We start from the raw sequence: 16,776 nt of genomic DNA on the forward strand, positions 1-16,776 counted from the left end.
GAGGAGACGACCAGCTGCTTGATGTTGAGGATCAGGTCGGTGACGTCCTCCTTGACGCCCGGCACGGTGGTGAACTCGTGCAGGACACCGTCGATCCGGATCGAGGTGACGGCGGCACCCGGGATCGACGACAGGAGCGTACGACGCAGGGAGTTGCCGAGGGTGTAGCCGAAGCCCGGCTCCAGCGGCTCGATCACGAACCGGGAACGGAACTCGTCGACGACCTCTTCGGTCAACGAAGGACGCTGAGCAATCAGCACGAGGTATTGCCTCCAGTACTCGGCGCCCGCTATCTGACGCCATAGACACCTCAAGGGTACGGGCCTTGCTCCCTTCCGGGGCGCCGAACCGCCAGACCGCACCCATTCGCCAGCCGGTCGGCCGACACAAAAGCGGCGCCACCCGGCTCACTGCTCCTGCGCGCTGGGCAAAGGGGCCCGACGTCACCATTAGCGACATGAACGGCCTATTCGCGCGGTTAGCCAGGGAGACCACCGGCATCCAGGACATCAAGCGCCTGGTCGACGCGCTGCCCTTCCGAACGGATAGCCGCAGACGGACAGCAGGTCACAGTGATCAAGCTACAGGGCGTCTTCGACTTCACCATGATGCCGGAACGTCGTACCGCTCCGCCCAGACGCCCGCTGACCCACAACCTCACGCAGCTGCCCCGGCCCCACACAAGACCGGGCACATCCCCGCGTTGATCGATCGATGCCGGACGTCAAAGGCCCTTCAAAACGCGCTCAAGGGCCGACCGGCCTGCGGGCCCCCAGTTCGGCTTGCCGCCGGGCAGGCCGCGGTCCCCGTTCTGGCCCATCAGCATCAGGAACAGGCTCTTCCTCGCGGTCAGCCCGCGCGCCCGCCGGACCGCCGCCTCGTCCGCCTGTGCGTAGCTGTCGAAGAACCGTGAGGTGGCTGCGGAGGAACGGCCCTTCGGCGCATCGTGTCCGACCTGCGAACCGCAAGTGGCGGCCGGGGCGTGAGGCGCCGCCAGGCGCGGGCGCCGGAAGGCAGTCGGGCACGGCCCCTGAGATTCGACAACGTGACGAGCGGCAATCCCGCCGGCAGGGCTTTCGTGAGCTACTGCGCCTGTTCGTTCCAGTGCAGGAGCGTGGCATGCACGTTCGGATACACCCTTGTGAGGGGCTGATCCCCGTGGGAGTGGGACAGGTACCACGGCAGGTTGGAGGTGTAAGGAGGCGTCGCGCCACCGTTCTGGTCGGACTTGAGAGCAGTGGCCCCGTCCATACCTGTCACCATGACCATGTGGGTACCTCCGTCCCAGCGGATGTAGATCAGATCGCCGGGGCGCGCCATGCTGGCCGAGGTCGGGTTGTTCAGGTCCAGGGGGATTTCCCGCGCCCAGCCCTGCTGGACCCAGTATTCAGCCGACTTTGTAACGTTGGCCCACGGGCCCGACGTCGCGTTGCCGTTGATGTACAGGCTGACCGCGTCGCGCAGGTCGTGTTCGTCGTACCAGTCAACGTTGTGGGGCATGCCTCCGGCGGCCAGCGCGTGCGAGGTGAAATCGGTGCACGGCTCCTTCTTGTATGGCGACTGGTACACGCCGGCGTTGTCGATTGCCCAACGTGCGGCCTTCGACGGGTCGAACGACGGCGGATAGTTCGCGGGCACAGGCTCGGGGATGGGCACAGTGTCGCGACGCGCATCGGAGAGGGTCTGTGCGGTCTTCGAGCCGACGATGCTGTCCCGTTGCAGGCCATACTTTCGCTGGAAGTCGGTGACGGCTTGGCGGGTCAAGGGACCGAACTGCCCGTCTGCGGCCAGTCCTGCCCCGTCGATCTGGTTCAGGTCCTGCTGGAGGGCGACGACGCAGCTTCCGGAGCTCCCCTGTGCGAGATCCGGGCAACCCGGGTAGGAGTCGGCGGCAGCCAACTGCGCTGAGGTGGCGAAGCCGGCTGCCGCGGCCACGCAAACGACCAGCAGGACATTGACCGGACGACGAAGTGCCGGAGTGCGTGAAATGCGCATAGATCCCCCCTTGTCCCTGGGGGTCATATTCCCACGCCGTCCGGAAACCAGGCCCCGGATTGCCGGGGCTCACGGGGGCGTGAGGAGGCGCGAAGAAGGCCACGCAACGGGACGACGTTCTCCCGGGGTTAAAGACGTCGTTTCAGTTGGTGAGTCGGCGGTAGCCGATGAGAGGTGCGGCGATGCCGACGAAGGCCAGGAAGTGCACGGCCTTGCGCTCGTAGCGGCGGTGCAGGCGGCGGCAGCCGGCCAGCCAGGAGACCGTCCTCTCGACGACCCAGCGGTGACGGCCGAGTCGCGTGGAGGACTCGATGCCCTTGCGGGCGATGCGGTGGCGGATGCGACGCTCGCGGAGCCATTTCCGCAGGTGATCGTAGTCGTAGCCCTGGTCGGCATGGAGCTTGGCCGGACGCCGGCGGCGGGGTCCGCGGCGGGGAGCGGATGGGCGGGATCCCCCGCACCAGCGGCTGCAGGCCGAGGCTGTCGTGCAGGTTGGCGCCGCAGATGCCCAGTGACAGCGGGACGCCGTTTCGGTCGGTGATCGTCAGTTTTAGACCGACAAAGCTGGTCTCTTCGCACCACTCCTGCTCCCCGCACCCGCGGGGATGGTCCCACGCTGACGGCCATCGGAGCCGTGTCCGATCGCCGCTCCCCGCACTCGCGGGGATGGTCCCACGCTGGTGTTCGTCGAGCCGTCGGCGTTGCGCTGCTCCCCGCACCCGCGGGGATGGTCCCGTGCTGACGGCCATCGGAGCCGTGTGCGCAGGTTCGAATCCTGCCGGGGGCACCCAGCATGAGGTGCCCAAAGACCCCGTCACCAGCGGAAACGCTGAGGCCGGGGTCTGCGCGTATGCGCAGCCGTATGCAGCGCCGAGCGGCACTGTGACGCCGTCTGTGGCCTATTCGTGGACAGGATCTTGGAGCATCGGCCCAGGTCAGCTCTAGCAAAACGCAAGGCCATCACGGAACCAGAGGCCTGACGCCTTGGGGTACCAGTCCCCCACCCTCTTGTAGAGCCCGCTCCAGGTACCGGCGCAGCCCGCCGACGACCATGAACCGGCTATCGGTCTCGTGGTCCCAGACGAAGACTTCACCCCGCTCCGGACACACCTCCAACTCACGCACGAAGCCGAACAGGCCGGCCCCGCAGACGTGCATCTGAGCCCCGGGCAACACCGCCGCGTCAACGTCGCGACCGCGTGCCGGGTAGTCCCGGCCAGGACCTCCACGACGAGCGCCGACATACTCAATGCCTAGGTCTGGCCTGCAGGAACGGACTACGCCTGCTGCTCTTCGGTTCTGCTGAGAGTGGGCATGCCGGACTTCCGCACCGGCACCCAGCCGTGCAAGGGCTCTGAGGGCAAAAAACAGTCCCCGGTAGTGCTGCACGTGTCCTGAAGCTTCAGTCGTCACTGTCGCATCGGTATCGCGCCGGCTTGCCGGGGGCCTGAACCACATCCTGTCCAGGTCACTAGGCCGGCTAGACGTCCTGACCGACTTTGTAACTCTTTCGGTGTTGTGGCCTACTCATTGGGTAGCGCACCAAATGTCGTGAGTCAATAGCTCTTCGGTAAATTCCAGACGGAACTTCCTGCGATCACCTTCGACTGGCGCGGCGCCGAGGCCGCGCAGAGTGGGGTGCGCCCGATGGATGCAGCGTCGAGGGTGTCGATGACGATGGGCGGTCCTCGGCGCTGGCGGGTTCGTCATGCGTCGCTTCATGGGAGCGCTGCCGATTCGACGCCGACGCCCGCGCCGGCTCGGGATGCCGGGTGGGATCGCTTGTGGCGGGATGTGCTCAGCCGCTGCCCTGACGTGCCCGATCACCGTCACGCTGGCCCGGTAGTCCTCCAGAGACGGCACGGGGCGCAGTGCCGTCCGGCGCGTACGGGCCCTCACCCCTTGCTGTCTTGCCGCGCCGGGCGGTACCGCGGGAGCGGGGGTCCGTGGCTGGCGAAGGCCCCGGCGGCCACTCGCCTCAGCCTGCCGCGCCCTCCTTGAGGCGCGGGACAGCTGCGGCGTGCGAGGACAAGCTGTTCACCACAGAGGGGTGAGGGGCGCCGGATGGTCTTCCGTCCGGCGCCCCTCGCGGCTCGTCGTGGTTCAGCGTGGAAGGGCGTGGCCCAGCTGGTGGACGGTGGTGATGGTGCTTGTGTGGGTGCGGTTTCCGTTGCTGTCGATGCCGAAGCGGCCGGTTGCGCCGGCTATGGCGCCGTTGCGCAGTGCGAAGAGTTCGTTCCTGACGGCGTAGCGGTTGGGCAGGCTGGTGGTGCTGTCGCTGTTCGCGGCGGCGTTGTGCAGGGCGGTCGCCACGGTGAGGACGGCGTCGTGGGCGACGAGGGCCCAGTAGCTGCTGGTGAGGTGGTCTGCAGCGAATTGCTGTCCGTGGTGGGGTGCGGTGAAGTCCTTCGCGAAGGCCTCGTAGAGATCGTGGTCGGGGTTGTCGGGGCTGCGGAACTGCGCCCTGCTGGGGAAGTTCGCGTACAGCACGCTGATCGGGGCGTCGTGTTTGTGGAGCGCCGGCGTGTTGGGGTCGAGGGATGCTGCGTCGGATCCGGTGATGACGGTGATGGGCTGGGCGTGGCAGCTTCTGCTTGCCAGGGCGTCGAGGAAGTCGGGGAGGTATTTGACGCGGGCGGCGTAGTAGACGGTGTCGACCGTCTTGCCGGTGTTGCAGAGGTTCTGGCTGATGGTGGGAAGGATGGCGCCGGGCCCGCCGCGGGGGTCGAAGGTGAAGTCGGAGGTGTTGTCGAGGTACTTCTTGAGGCCTTCGACGGTGTGGAAGCCGTGGTTGAGGGACTCGGTGTAGAGGTCCTTGGTCCCGTTGGGTGTCACCGTTGTGCTGACCAGGGCTGCGGTGCGCTGGGCGGGGCCGAGTTCTTTGCTGACGGCGGTGAGCTGGTCGCTGTTGGTCAGCGCGACGCGGGCCAGGCCGTTGATCGCCCCCTTGCCGTCGACGGCTCCAGTGGCGTCGAAGCCGTCGGCTGTGATCAAGTCACCGACCATGGGCAGGTCGGCCTTGCTCAAAGCTCGGGCGGCGTCGACGGATTCCTGCTGGCTGAGCCCCAGGCCGGTGACCGCCACCAGGCGGCTGTCCTTCTTCAGGGCGGTGAGCCGGCCGACGGCTTGTGCCCATTGCGCCTCAGCACTGCCCATGTTGGCCACGAGCAGCCGGATCTTGGGTCGGCTGTTCTTGCGGTTCTCCTCCTCGAGGGCGGTGTAAGCGCCCTCGAGTTCGGCGACGTACTGGCCGACGGTGAGGTTGTTCGCGCTCTTCGACGTCAGCGCGGTCAGGAACGCCACCGTCACGTAGTCACCGCTCTTGACGACATTGCGGTTTTCCGCGGCGATGGCCGTCATGACGGGCTTGAGATCCTTGCCGAAGACGGCTGAGTCATCGCTGCCGTCGGTGATGCCGGTGCACTCGCCGCCGGCCTGGGTGACCAGGTCCGGGTTGAAGGTCCCGCAGTGGTGCTGCTTGAACCGTTCCCGTTCCCGTTCCCGTTCCTGCACCTGCTGGTCGTGTATCCGTTGATCGTGCACTTCCTGCTGATGATGGTGCCATGTCCCCACCCCGACGGTGAGCGCAGCCGCCACGGCGCAGGCGACCACACCCACGCGCAGGCGCGAGCGTCCGGTCGGCAGCCGCCACCTGCCACGCTTGACGGGCAACAGAGGCGGATCGTCGGATGACGCCACTTCTTCTGGCGTCGGCTCTGCTGGTCCGGCTTGCTCTGGCCCACCTGGTGCACCAGCCGCTGCCGGCTCAACGGGAACGGCGTCTTCCGGTGGCGGATCCGCCGCGGGTGCCGCCTCGTCCAGCAGCCTTTCCCAGCACCTCAACCACCGCTGCCGTTCCACCTCGCTCACACCACAACCCAACAGATACTTGATCACGAAGCTCCTGACGGGTAACGCGTCCCTTCTCAGGGTCGCGTTAATCGTGGTGGTGGTCAGCCTTCCGGAGCCGTCATCACTGGCCTCTGCCACTGCCTTCTGAGTGACGCCCTGGCGCTTCTGCAGCTTTCCCAGCGCCTCGCGGAATTGCTGTTGCGAGCGAATGTGCTCGAAATTGGGCCACGCGTCCTGGCCGTCCGGCGTCATGAGACGACGCCTCCAGGCGCGTCGGCGGCCGGACGCCGCCCGCTCAGCCACAGGCCAATCTGCGCGGCCGCAGCTCCAGCGGCCGTGATCAGCCCGAGCGCGTCGCTGACGGAATGCCCGCTGACCACCAACACCACCAGCACCACAAAGATCACCGACAGGATGATGACGCGGTGGCGGACGGTGAGATCCACCCCGCACACGTGCTCCGGTGACGGCGCCGGCCGGCGCCGCGATCGCATAATGGACACGATTGCTCCCCTTCCTGGACGCGGCGATGGTCGCCGCAGCGATGACGGCCACATCCGGTTACCGGCCGTGATGCGGTCGTCGCTGAGAATTTCACCGTGGCCGTCCAGGCAGGGCAAGCTTCTGAGCGGAATACGACGCAACGGAAACATTCACCGTCATTCAAGGGGCCGCAACTCTCGCTTTCCGTCCGATTCGCAGCCCTTCCCCGGCGTCCCGACGGGGCACCAACCAGCTCAGAAAACCACCACGCTGTCACCGGAAACCGACCGAACGAGGGCTGCCTTGGCGGATCCTCCATGCCTGCCTGGCTCCCCGTGACCCGCCGTGACCTGCGTCTTCGCCGTTCGGAACGATTCCGAAGCTAAAAGATCTTGCAGCGCAGCGGAGACGATGGTGAGCTGGACAAGCGGAACGCCCGCACCCGAAAACCGCTGTGCTCCCCTTCCTGGGCGCGGTAGTGCCTCGTGCGGGCGGAAGAGGGGACTCCTGTTACCGGCTGGAGTCCCCTCGCCGCACCACCCTCGCAGGCAGAGAACACCTATTCCGAACTCCGCAACGAGCACCCCCACGCTGTAGAAAGACATTCGGAACCGCTTGCCGAATTTTCGACTCTGCGACATCCCGCGATAGTTCCTCTGAGCCCTACTGAGTCCTTGTCCCCGTGGCCAGAGTTTCTGCTCCCTTGGGGTGGTGTTCTTCGAGCACCCGGCCCCCACCCCTGGGCTACTCCGGGGCTCGAGACCGCTTCCACCCGCCGGGCCGGTACCCGTGCTCAGCCTGCAGGGTTCCAGCCGTCGCCATGTGCCGCCGCACCATTCCCGGCTTTGGTCTGCGAGCACCGGCATGCCCGGGAGGATCCGGCCGGCGAGTAGCCGCCGCCTGGTCTACCGGCAATCCGGCCAGCCGGCGAGCTCGTCGCCGACGTCCTCGTCGGCCAGGATGACGCGGGCACTGAGGATGCCGCCGTACTCGCCGACCCAGCGCCGGAACTTGTCCCGCGCGGTCTCCTCGCGGCCCCACCAGCCATGCTGCATCGGGCGGCCGCGGACGGTGAGTAGCAGGGGGTAGCGGCCGGAGCTGGTCATGCGAGGCGGATCCCTCTCCACCGGCCCCGCTCGCGGACGATCGCGCGCTTCGACTCCAGCTCGCCCAGCTGGTAGTCCGCGATGACTGTCACGGCCTCATCCCACCGTGCGCGCCTCGCGCTTACAAGCCGTTTTCACGAACCGGGGTTCAGGCCCTCGGAGCGCCGCTGCGCATGCCCGGGCGTCGGGTCCAGATACACCCGGCACACCGCCGGGAACGCCTCGTGCAGTCGCTGCTCGGCCCGCTCGCAGGCCCACTCGACCTCGGCGGCGGTCGACAGGTCACGGAAGTCGACCTTGGCCGCCACCAGGGCCTCCCCCGGCGCCTGCACCAGCGTCGTCAGCTCCAGTACCGCCTCGATGTGCTCCACCTGCAGGAGTTCCGCCCGGATCCGCTCCCGCACCGGCCGGGGCAGCGGCCGCCCGATGAGAAGCTCCACGTTCGACCGGCCGAGCTCCCAGGCGACGTACAGCAGCAGCACGCCGATGGACAGGGAGGCGATGCCGTCCCAGACCCCGGATCCCGTGAGCTGCCCGCCCAGCAGGCCGCCCGCCGCCAGCACCAGGCCGATCAGCGCAGCCGAGTCCTCCAGAACCACCGCCTTCACGGCGGTGTCGGGCGTGTGCCGCAGATAGAGCCGGAAGGGCATCCCGCGGCGGTCCGCGTCACCGCGCGCCTGGCGCACCCCGGTCCGCAGCGAGAAGCCCTCCAGCACGAAGGCGACCGCGAGGACGATGTACGACACCCGCGGGTCACCGAGCGTCTCGCCCCTCGTCAGGGTGTGGATGCCGTCATAGAGGGAGAAGACCGCGCCGCCGACGAAGGTGGCAACTGCGGCGAGCAGCGCCCAGACGTAGCGTTCGGGGCCGTATCCGAGGGGATGGTCCTCGTCGGGGGGTTTCCGGCTGCGCTTGAGCGCCGTCAGCAGCAACACCTCGGTGACCGTGTCGGCGACCGAGTGCGCGGCCTCGGAGAGCATGGCGCTGGAGCCGCTGATGAGGCCGGCCGCCACCTTGGCCATCGCGATGCCGAGGTTGGCGAGGGCGGCGACGACGACCGTGAGGGTAGTTCCGACGCCGGTGTCCCGCCGGTCCGGGTGCAGAGCTTTCGCCATGTCCCTCAGTGTTCCCGCGGAACCCGTACCACGCCCTCCTCGATGACCGAGATGGCCAGGCGCCAGTCCTACTAGATGCGGGCCTGACCGAGGCCGCGGCCGCCGTATGCCGGCGGGGACTTCTGGTCGTACAGCAGCCACTCGTCGGCCCGGAACGGCCGGTGGAACCACATCGCGTCTCTCCGAGCGCGGCAACCCCGGCCGGGTGGTGAGGGGCGGCATCGACAAGCGGGTGTCCCTGGTGCCGCTCGCTGTCCTGGCCCTCGAGGCCTATCTCGCCGAGCGCGGCAACCACGGCCCGAGGAGATCTGTCGCCGGCTGCTGCATCTGGTCGGACAGATGACCCGGAGGTGCAGCTATCCTGCCCGGTCGAGCGTGACTTCGATGTCGGTCGGAACTGACTGCCACATCACGCTGAGGAGCGGGTCCTGGTCGATGTAACGGCGTACGGCCGCGAGCGCGTCCGCGCTGGGCTTGCCGATGGCAGCGTGATCGAAGCCGCTGTTTCCGCCACCGCTGATGTGCAGGTCCGCCCAGGCGTGGTTGTCGGTGAAGCATGCCTGGAACCCCACCTTCCAGTACTGGAGCTGTCAGTACGGATCCTGCCGATCGTCGTCCTCGTTGACGGCCAGCAGTCGTCCAAGAGACTGCGCGGGCCGGTTCCCGGTCCAGTCCCAGACGCCTCACTCAACGATGAAGCCGTCCCCGTCGTCCTCGGGCCCCTCAATGCCCTCGACCGGTACCTGCACGAACTCCACGAAGGCAGCCCACGCCGCCTCCATGGTGCAGGCACCAGCGGCGACGCAAGACCGAACCAGTATCTGCTCGAACGCTGAGGCGCTGGACTGCCAGGAGATGGACATGCCGCCAGGCTTAGGCCGAGCGGGGCCAGCAGGCCCGCGAAAGGACTTCGACAACACAGCCCCGTCGCCCAGGCCGCTCGGCAGATACCCGACCGGGGAGTGCTCCGAGTTCGTGGTCCTACCCCGTCGCCGGGTCGAGGAGAGGTCACCGGACTGGATGATGAACGCCTCGCCGACATACGAGGGACTACGAACGGCTTATCCAGCACTCGGAGTCTGTCATCACGTGAGCCGACGATTACACCGGCTCACCCGCGGCGAGAAGAGAACTCGCCGCTCCGCTCTCACGCAAGCTGCCTAACCCCGCATCCCAGACGGCGTCGGCGGCCTGGTGAAAGTGAGCAGCCGGTCGACCTCGATGAAGTCAGCGAACAGATATGTGCGCAGGGCAGCGGCGGGATCCCACTCCGGGTCATCATGAGACTCATCCAGGTAGACGATCGTCTCGCGAGCACCGAACCCGAGGAGCACGTCCATAGCGTTGCCCAGCAGCCCCAGGCGCAAGTCCAGGCCGCAGGTATCCGGGGCGACCGTGAGGCTGCGGATCACGCCGACCCTGCCGACAGGACGCTCCACGATGGCCTGGGCCAGCACCCGCCCATAGCGGCGGACCTCAAGACGCTTGCCGGGCGGCGAGACGGTGTCCTTCAGGACCACGTCCCCGAGGTGGGGCAAGCCTGCGACGGGAAGCTCAGCATGCAGATACTGGCACCGCCCCAGACCGGTGAAGCCCACAGCCAGGAGGGCTTCGTGCGTAGCCCGGCTACGGCGCTCCGGCAGACCTATCAGGCCCCTGGTGAGGGCGGAGGCGAGCGGGAAGGCGTACACGAGACGGGCGCCGCTCCATTCCAGAGCCCGAGCGATCAAAGCCGTGGCCGTCTCGAAGCTGTCACGGCAGTGCAGCCACAAGATCAGCGACGCGTCGTCGCAGGGGCGCCCGGCACAGCAGACGATGCCGCCGATGCCGCCGTCGGGCGTGCACAGCACCGTAGTGACGAGCCCATCCAGCGCCGCCCACGCAGGCGGATCAGCTACTGAGCGGCCGGCCAGCGCGTCAGCGAGCATCAAAGCGGTGCAGATCGGCTGCCCAGGCAGCCGATCTGCCGCAAGCAACTCAAGCACCGCCGCCTCATCCGCCGACTCATACGGACGCAGACGGGGTGATCCCAACCGGCTCAAGCTGATCACCACGCCATACCTTTCTGGCGCTTTCGGCCTTATCCCAGCTTCCTCCCCACGGCCTAGCGACGCCAGCCTCCACCAGACCACCGTCAGTGTCATAGCCGAAAGATCGACATCATCGGCATACGGAACATTCCCTCACTGATCTTTGTCCGTCAGGACTTTCACTCCCGGGTTTCCCACTCCCCCGCCACCGAGCAGTTCCGCATCCGGCGGGCCGCCCGGAGCGACCTCGAACGCCGGGGTCACCTGAAGGGAGAACCGCCTGGGCGCTGTCCGCCTGCGCGGTCACCTTCACTGGACCCGTCTTCGTCCCCGCCGTCAGGACCGGGGCGGTGGCCAGGCCGGTGGATCGGTCGTCACAGACGCCGACTGGCTGCCGCCGGAGAACACCGCGTCGCCCTGCGTCACGGTGAAGGTGACCGAAGCGCCGGCGATCAGCGTCTTGCCGTCCGACGACCACACCTTCACCGCCAGCCCATCGGTGAAGGGCTCGCCCTGGAAGGCGCTCTGGCCATCCCCGGCCAGCGCCTGCAGCAGTCCCGTCGGCAGCCGCCACTGCAGCACCACCTGGCCCGACTTGTCGTGGACGGCGTAGGCCAGCGGTGGCCAACTCATCGCGGAATGTGCTTTATCAGTGCCTATCGTCCACGATCCGCTCACGGTAACGGAGGCACGCGCACGGTACCGCGGCGTGGCCTGGTGCCGGAGCACCGCCGTTGGTCCGGCGTACTACGAGGCACTTCCCGAGCCGGGCTGGACCGCGCTGACGCTCAGGAGACCGACCGTCCCGGCGCAGGCCGTCGAGTGGTAGGCGACGTAGCTCGGGGTGGTCTGGTCCGGAGGGTAGACCTGCAGGTACTGCACGGCGGTCGGGTGGCATTGCGCCGTAGGGTAGTTGCCGGCGTCCGTGATTCGCAGCAACGCGTTGCCGGTGGCCCCCGGTGCCAGCGTCACCAGTGCGTGGGGGGCCGTGGTGTTCCGTGCGGCGGCCGGGCCGATCTGATGGACCGGGCTGCCGCCGGCGAGTGACACCCCGGGGTAGCCATACAGGGTGCAGGTGGTCTGGGAGATGTTGGTGAAGTCGATCACCTGGTAGACGCTGCCGGCGGTGCCCTGACTGACACCCGCTCTGGCATTCAGATAACGAGTCGGGCAGGAGGCGGTGGGCCTGTGCGTTGTTCCGGCCGGTTGCGCCTGGGTGTTGGTGCCCGTGCTGCCGGCCTGAGCCGTGTTGGTCGCGGCCGGCGTTGTCGCGACCGACGTTGTCGCGGCTGGCACCTTCGTGGCCGACGCCCCAGTGGTCGTGGCTGCAGCGGTGCCACCGGAGGTGGCGGCTGAGCCCGAGCTGCAGCCGGTGGCGAGCACCGCGACGCAGATAAGCGCGGTGGTCGGGAATACTCGCCGGAGCGTGAACGGAGATGACATCGCGGTTGCCCTTCTGTTGCGCACAGCGGCTTGTTTGCCGTGTGACACTCAGGACGCCGCATGTGCCGCGCCGGTTGTACCGGATGCGTCCCAGTGGTTTCACTGTTATGTCACCCCGCTCAGCAGGCTGGACAGCGCAGCAGCTGTGGTGCCGATTGCCTGCGCGCCTCTTTCCCAGGTCCGTCCGGAGGCCTCCCCCGGGCATCACCCTTACGGGCCCTAGGTGGGCCATGTAGACCGCCAGTGGTCCGTGGTCCGTGGCCACTGTTGTGCGCAGCGCTCGGTTCGAGCCCATCTTGATGTCGACGGGCTGGGTGCCCTACAGCAGTGGCTAGGTCCACAGCCCAACCGTGCCCTGCACCATGTGGTGCGGGTACCCCTTCGCCGACTTCCTCTCGTACGTGCCCGTGGCCTGCGGGGTCAACTCCACGCCGTGTAGCAGGCCGGTCAGGGCGTGGATCAGGGCGTGCGGGGGCCGGCGTGTTCGGTGGCGAAGGCGAGCAGGGCATCGTCCCCCGACAGGAGTGGTGAACTTCGGCGATGCCGTCGCAGCAGAGTGTTGCCGGGGGCGAGCACGGTGGTGGCGGTGGCGAAGCGTGCGGAGGGCAGGATGCCGACCAGGAGGCCGCCGGGGGTGGGCAGGAAGTCGGGGGTGCCATCAGTCCGCGCGACGCGGACTGATGGGTGTCCGCCCGAGGCGAGGCGGACGGTGACGTTCCCCGTTGTGGGGTCGGCTACTTCCTGGCCGCGGCGCAGGTGGTTGCTGATGTACGCGCACTGGGCGTCCGGGTCGCCGCCCGCAGCTCGGGCGCTGGCAGCATGACCTGCCACGCTCTGTTCATAGCCACCGTCAGTCCACTCGAACACGGCCTGCTCTTCGAACGGTTCATCTCCGAGAGGCACACGTCGCTGCCGAACATCGGCCTCGATGTGGGGTCCGCGCGCCGACTGGGGGTCTCCGAGTAGATCATCGAACGGCTCGGGCGTGACCGGGCAGCGGTGACGGGCATGCCCGAGACCTACCGTGCCCCGCATGCCCTGCGGCTCCCTGTCAAGTTTTGCTTGTTGTGCCCCACGCTAACCGTCCGAGTGGAGCCCAGCAGGACGTCTCACAGTCACGAGAGCGTAGGAACGCAGTCCGCCGCATGCGGCCCACGAGGACAAACAGGGCACAGCCGGCGGCACTCGCGTGCGGATGAGGGGCTTCGTACTTCCGACGGCACCGCGGGCGCCGCCCTGCACATCTGGGCCGACCTTCAGCTGGCTTTGCAGCCGCTCCGCCGACCTGCGCCGGCTCGGCCACCGGAACTGCGGTTCTCCAGACTGATCGGTGTCTCACGAGACACCGATCCCGCGAGGTCGGCCGCTACCCCGACTTCGCTCACGACCTTGTCAACTGCGACCGAGCGATAGCTGGCCCAGATATCGCTCAGCCCCGCCTGCGACGCCTAGCCCAGGTCGGCCCGTGGTCGGCAGTGTGGGCAGGCGGCGACGCCATCCGCGAGAGCCTGACGCGCGGTGGCCTGATCGACGCCCCGGCGACGCCTGCCCGCGTTCCAGCAGCTACCGACATGTGACCCGTGACCAGTCCCTCACTGATCCCTCCCACGCAGCCGCCGCAAAAGCGGGCCGCGAACAAGCTCGCAAGCGGCCGGTCCCAGCCGACCAGCTCGACGTCGAACAGCGGCCGCTGGACACCTATGACCGGATCTTCGGCGTCATCGACGGCGGTCTGAGCACGGGTGAGGGAGTCGCCTGATGGCCACTACCAAGCAGACCTCGAAAGCCCGCGACGTCTCCTCCGAACTGGTCCGAACCACAGATCACCCCACAACCGGAACCGAAACAGCTGCCGTGACTACACCACCCCGCGGGACATGACCCGGCTCCGCCGTCGTGCGTCCAGCCGGCCACGTCCACTGCGCCCTCATACTCATCTGTTCATAATCCCCAAGGGGACTTCTCTGGCGCCCCAGCTATGGAATATCGCCGTCGGTCACACTGCAACCGACGGCGTTGACGAGCTCAGGGCTCGCTGAAGAAGGCGCTCATGCCTTCGACGTCCGACAGGTAGCTGTCGATGGCGGTGATGCGGCCGCATTGGATGGTCAGCACGGTCGCGAGGTGTTCGTCGAGCCTGCGTCCGTCGGGGGCAGTTGCCGTGTTGCGGAGCGAGAGGGCGGCGCCATGTGCGCCGACGAGCACGTGCAACAACTCGGTGTGCAGTCCCTGCCCAGCGATGTGCCGGGCTCTGCCCACGACCGCATCCTTGCCACGGATAGTGCCCGAGATGGTGCCGGTTCCCGGCATGGTCCAGGTGACGTCGTCGGCCAGCAGGCCGCTCAGCCTCTCCCAGTCCCGGGCCTGGAACTCGGCGAGGAAGCGCTCGGCGACCGTCAGGTCGGCACTGTTCTCGGACATGATCTCCCCTTCTTCAGCGGCCGTCGTCAATCCCCCATCGACCCTAAGCGGTTCGACACCGCAGCACGTGCCAGCAGCCTGGTGCCCTCACTACCCGCACTGTTTATGCGGTCAAGGAACAGGACGGCCCACCACCACATGCTCATCACGACGACGGATGGCACCCCGGCTGTCCGACGCCTCGTCTCTGACCGGGGATTCACATGCGGGCCGGGCGGCGGCCGTCGCCGACGACGACGTGGCGCAGGTAGTAGCGGTACATCTGCCCGGCAGTGATCAGCTCGATATCCATCGTCATGCAGACCACGCCACACGGTCCTGACCTACAAGAAAATCCGCTGCCGGGCCGGCCACTTTCCGATGCCCATGCCGTGGACGGTGATGCCGGGTGTGACGATCGTGGGGTCGCTTTCCTCGCGTACGAGTTCGCGTAGTGCGGCGTAGTGGCGTTGCCAGTCCGCCGGCCATGAGGGGTTCCAGTACTGGTCCACGGCCTCCAGCGCGGTCTTCCCTTCGGGGTGGTCGTGGAGGGCGCTGGGGCGGCGGAGGTTGGACAGCCACTGCCCGATCGGCCTGACCGTCCGTCAAAGCCTGCCAGACGTCGGCGAACGCCGGGAACAGCTCGGCATCACGCCGCTGGCCCCGGAGCCTGCGGAGCCCGCAAAGCCGTCCACGACGCCCGCAGGAGCCTTCGAGCGGGGCGTCGCGGCCCTGGCCCAGTACAAGGCACGCACGGGCTCCCTGACAGTCCCCCGCCTGCGCAGTGGGCGGTACCGCGGTCGCGCTGGTCGCGGCCTGGTGGCGGGAGCGGACACAAGGCGTCGGCCATCAGCGCCGTCGGACCGGACGGCGGCGGAGCGGACCCCGTGCCTGCAAGAGGGTGCCGGACGCGCGGCGCTCCGCCACGAGCGAGGCTCTGCGACGGGCCTAAATCCATGGACTCCCCGCTCCGGAACGCGAGGACGACCAGATCACACCGAGCCGGCGCCGGGAGTGCCCGGACACGTCCGGGCACTCCCGGAATGGAAAGCTCAGCCCAGCAGCTCAGCGCTGCCGGCCGGTTCGCGCCGCTCTTGTCCGTTGATGCGGTGCCTTTCGACGGACGAGCGCCGGTACACCTCCTGCCGCACCCTCTGGATCTCGCCGATGGGCCGGTGTTCCTCGCGTGATCGCCACGGCGTGATCGACGTGGCGTCGGCGGCCGCCAGGTTGTCGTTCCCGCCGATGTCCTGGCGCGGGAGATCCACACGGGCGACCGTCACCCAGGGGGACAGCTCCTCGGTCCACTTGACGGACGTGTTGTCCACCGGCATCCGGACCAGATCGGTGTTGAGCTGGACCTGCAGCTCGAAGGAGTGGTCTCGCTCCGCGGCCTCGGCCACCAAGGTGCGGCGGAATGCCTCGTTGTCCGCGCGCACGTCCACGATCTGGTGCGTGAGGGAGGCCAGGGAGGCGGCCGTCGGCACCGTACGGATCTTGGCGATGTGGTCGCCGTACCGGAAGGCGCCCATGCTGTTGTAGGTGTACGACAGCAGGTTCCTGCGTGGGACGGCAGTGAACGACAGCATGGCGAGCAGTTCGTCCCACAGCCAGCTGCCGGGATCGGTGAGCGTCTGTCGGCGGGTCAGGAACTCCGCCATCCAGGTCTTGCGGCGGGCTGGATCCACCAGGGCCTCGGGCAGTTCGGCGAACAGATCCTCGATCACCATGTAGTCGTAGGCGGTGTTTGCGAAGAAGACCTCGTTGTTGATCAGGTTGAGGTCGAAGGTGCCGCTGTCTCGTTCGTCGTCCAGCAGTGAGGGGCCGGCGACGCCGAACATCTTGATGCCCATTCCGCATGCCGCGCCCAGCTGGTGGTCGGGGCGGTGGTGGCCCAGGCCGTTCGAGTAGCGGACGACGGCGTCGTACACGGTCGGCCGGGCGAAGATGCCCTGCCCGTAGAAGCCGGGGTTGTCACCGACCGTCACCGTGGCCTTGAGCAGGCCGTAAGTCTTTGCGTGGGCAGCGCGGACAGCCCGGTCGACGTTTTCACGCTCGACCGAGGCGCGAGTACGGCGCGCCACCTGGGCGACGACTGCCTCCATCTCCTCCTGGTACGACGGACGTTCGATGGGACGGTATTCCTCGTAGCGGACGGGCTTCATGGTGCCGCCTCCCTGTCGTGGGTGTCTGCCCACAGAAACTAGTGTGCAATTTGATTGTGCACAATATAACTGTGGGCAATCGCACGCTGTCGACACCGGTCATGGGTACGCTCCCTGTGCGCGGCGACGGCGCCGGCCTCGATCACGGAACAACCGCACTCACCGCAAGGTCCCGACGGGCGTGGGT

The 16,776-nt window shown here is 67.6% G+C and carries 14 protein-coding genes, 1 tRNA gene and 9 pseudogenes; 4 read left to right on the top strand and 20 right to left on the bottom strand.

Features of this window, described 5'->3' with window-relative positions; all coding sequences use genetic code 11:
• From ABZ919_RS38610 to ABZ919_RS38625, 4 genes and pseudogenes are all read right to left on the bottom strand, one after another.
• A pseudogene (locus tag ABZ919_RS38610) lies at positions 1-260 on the bottom strand (DNA-directed RNA polymerase subunit alpha); the annotation flags it as partial.
• A gap of 464 nt (positions 261-724) precedes the next feature.
• Positions 725-913, bottom strand: a pseudogene (locus ABZ919_RS38615) (aminoglycoside phosphotransferase); the annotation flags it as partial.
• A 170-nt stretch (positions 914-1,083) separates the two neighbouring features.
• Positions 1,084-1,995, bottom strand: a complete 912-nt coding sequence (locus ABZ919_RS38620; protein WP_361258073.1) for a peptidoglycan-binding protein — start codon at positions 1,993-1,995, stop codon at positions 1,084-1,086.
• Positions 1,996-2,137: 142 nt separating this feature from the next.
• Positions 2,138-2,522, bottom strand: a pseudogene (locus ABZ919_RS38625) (transposase); the annotation flags it as partial.
• A 188-nt stretch (positions 2,523-2,710) separates the two neighbouring features.
• Between ABZ919_RS38625 and ABZ919_RS38630 the strand changes: the two are divergent.
• Positions 2,711-2,782: transfer RNA gene (locus tag ABZ919_RS38630), tRNA-Arg, on the top strand.
• Positions 2,783-4,098: 1,316 nt separating this feature from the next.
• On the opposite strand, the gene ABZ919_RS38635 is transcribed toward ABZ919_RS38630, so the two are convergent.
• The 12 genes and pseudogenes from ABZ919_RS38635 to ABZ919_RS38690 form a co-directional block, all read right to left on the bottom strand.
• Positions 4,099-6,099, bottom strand: coding sequence for a hypothetical protein (locus ABZ919_RS38635; RefSeq protein WP_361258075.1), 2,001 nt, complete (start codon positions 6,097-6,099; stop codon positions 4,099-4,101).
• The gene (locus ABZ919_RS38640) at positions 6,096-6,293 is read right to left on the bottom strand and encodes a hypothetical protein (protein ID WP_361258078.1); all 198 of its coding nucleotides are present in this window, start codon (positions 6,291-6,293) and stop codon (positions 6,096-6,098) included. The genes ABZ919_RS38635 and ABZ919_RS38640 overlap by 4 nt, the downstream gene beginning before the upstream one ends.
• Before the next feature lie 942 nt (positions 6,294-7,235).
• The gene (locus ABZ919_RS38645; RefSeq protein WP_361258081.1) at positions 7,236-7,436 is read right to left on the bottom strand and encodes a hypothetical protein; all 201 of its coding nucleotides are present in this window, start codon (positions 7,434-7,436) and stop codon (positions 7,236-7,238) included.
• A 134-nt stretch (positions 7,437-7,570) separates the two neighbouring features.
• Complete coding sequence (locus tag ABZ919_RS38650) at positions 7,571-8,551, bottom strand: cation diffusion facilitator family transporter (protein WP_361258084.1); 981 nt, start codon at positions 8,549-8,551, stop codon at positions 7,571-7,573.
• A gap of 5 nt (positions 8,552-8,556) precedes the next feature.
• Positions 8,557-8,727: pseudogene (locus ABZ919_RS38655) on the bottom strand (acyl-CoA thioesterase II); the annotation flags it as partial.
• A 180-nt stretch (positions 8,728-8,907) separates the two neighbouring features.
• Positions 8,908-9,123, bottom strand: a complete 216-nt coding sequence (locus tag ABZ919_RS38660; protein WP_361258087.1) for a hypothetical protein — start codon at positions 9,121-9,123, stop codon at positions 8,908-8,910.
• A gap of 111 nt (positions 9,124-9,234) precedes the next feature.
• Positions 9,235-9,414 (bottom strand): hypothetical protein, encoded by a 180-nt coding sequence (locus ABZ919_RS38665; RefSeq protein ID WP_361258089.1) that lies wholly within the window; start codon positions 9,412-9,414, stop codon positions 9,235-9,237.
• 297 nt (positions 9,415-9,711) lie between these two features.
• The gene (locus tag ABZ919_RS38670) at positions 9,712-10,605 is read right to left on the bottom strand and encodes a GNAT family N-acetyltransferase (RefSeq protein ID WP_361258092.1); all 894 of its coding nucleotides are present in this window, start codon (positions 10,603-10,605) and stop codon (positions 9,712-9,714) included.
• A 312-nt stretch (positions 10,606-10,917) separates the two neighbouring features.
• Complete coding sequence (locus ABZ919_RS38675; RefSeq protein WP_361258095.1) at positions 10,918-11,214, bottom strand: hypothetical protein; 297 nt, start codon at positions 11,212-11,214, stop codon at positions 10,918-10,920.
• Positions 11,215-11,328: 114 nt separating this feature from the next.
• Complete coding sequence (locus ABZ919_RS38680; RefSeq protein ID WP_361258098.1) at positions 11,329-12,024, bottom strand: DUF4232 domain-containing protein; 696 nt, start codon at positions 12,022-12,024, stop codon at positions 11,329-11,331.
• Between the two features lie 199 nt (positions 12,025-12,223).
• Positions 12,224-12,451, bottom strand: a pseudogene (locus tag ABZ919_RS38685) (hypothetical protein); the annotation flags it as partial.
• Positions 12,452-12,457: 6 nt separating this feature from the next.
• A pseudogene (locus ABZ919_RS38690) lies at positions 12,458-12,756 on the bottom strand (SpoIIE family protein phosphatase); the annotation flags it as partial.
• A 3-nt stretch (positions 12,757-12,759) separates the two neighbouring features.
• Between ABZ919_RS38690 and ABZ919_RS38695 the strand changes: the two are divergent.
• Positions 12,760-13,068 (top strand): annotated as a pseudogene (locus tag ABZ919_RS38695) (DNA polymerase III subunit alpha); the annotation flags it as partial.
• A 404-nt stretch (positions 13,069-13,472) separates the two neighbouring features.
• On the opposite strand, the pseudogene ABZ919_RS38700 reads toward ABZ919_RS38695, so the two are convergent.
• Positions 13,473-13,541: pseudogene (locus ABZ919_RS38700) on the bottom strand (DUF6233 domain-containing protein); the annotation flags it as partial.
• A 56-nt stretch (positions 13,542-13,597) separates the two neighbouring features.
• On the opposite strand from ABZ919_RS38700, the gene ABZ919_RS38705 reads away from it, so the two are divergent.
• On the top strand, positions 13,598-13,783 hold the full coding sequence (locus ABZ919_RS38705) for a hypothetical protein (protein WP_361258101.1): 186 nt from the start codon (positions 13,598-13,600) through the stop codon (positions 13,781-13,783).
• A gap of 266 nt (positions 13,784-14,049) precedes the next feature.
• Here ABZ919_RS38705 and ABZ919_RS38710 read toward each other — a convergent pair whose 3' ends face one another.
• Both ABZ919_RS38710 and ABZ919_RS38715 read right to left on the bottom strand, forming a co-directional pair.
• The gene (locus ABZ919_RS38710) at positions 14,050-14,445 is read right to left on the bottom strand and encodes a nuclear transport factor 2 family protein (RefSeq protein WP_361258104.1); all 396 of its coding nucleotides are present in this window, start codon (positions 14,443-14,445) and stop codon (positions 14,050-14,052) included.
• A 323-nt stretch (positions 14,446-14,768) separates the two neighbouring features.
• Positions 14,769-14,936, bottom strand: a complete 168-nt coding sequence (locus ABZ919_RS38715) for a helicase associated domain-containing protein (protein ID WP_361258106.1) — start codon at positions 14,934-14,936, stop codon at positions 14,769-14,771.
• Between the two features lie 115 nt (positions 14,937-15,051).
• Here ABZ919_RS38715 and ABZ919_RS38720 point away from each other — a divergent pair.
• Positions 15,052-15,201, top strand: a pseudogene (locus tag ABZ919_RS38720) (helicase associated domain-containing protein); the annotation flags it as partial.
• Between the two features lie 275 nt (positions 15,202-15,476).
• Here the strand turns inward: ABZ919_RS38720 and ABZ919_RS38725 are convergent.
• Entirely contained in the window at positions 15,477-16,589 is a 1,113-nt protein-coding gene (locus ABZ919_RS38725) for a catalase family protein (protein ID WP_361258109.1), read from the bottom strand.
• Between the last annotated feature and the right edge of the window lie 187 nt (positions 16,590-16,776).

This window comes from Streptomyces sp. NPDC046759, assembly GCF_040645475.1.
GTDB lineage: Bacteria > Actinomycetota > Actinomycetes > Streptomycetales > Streptomycetaceae > Streptomyces.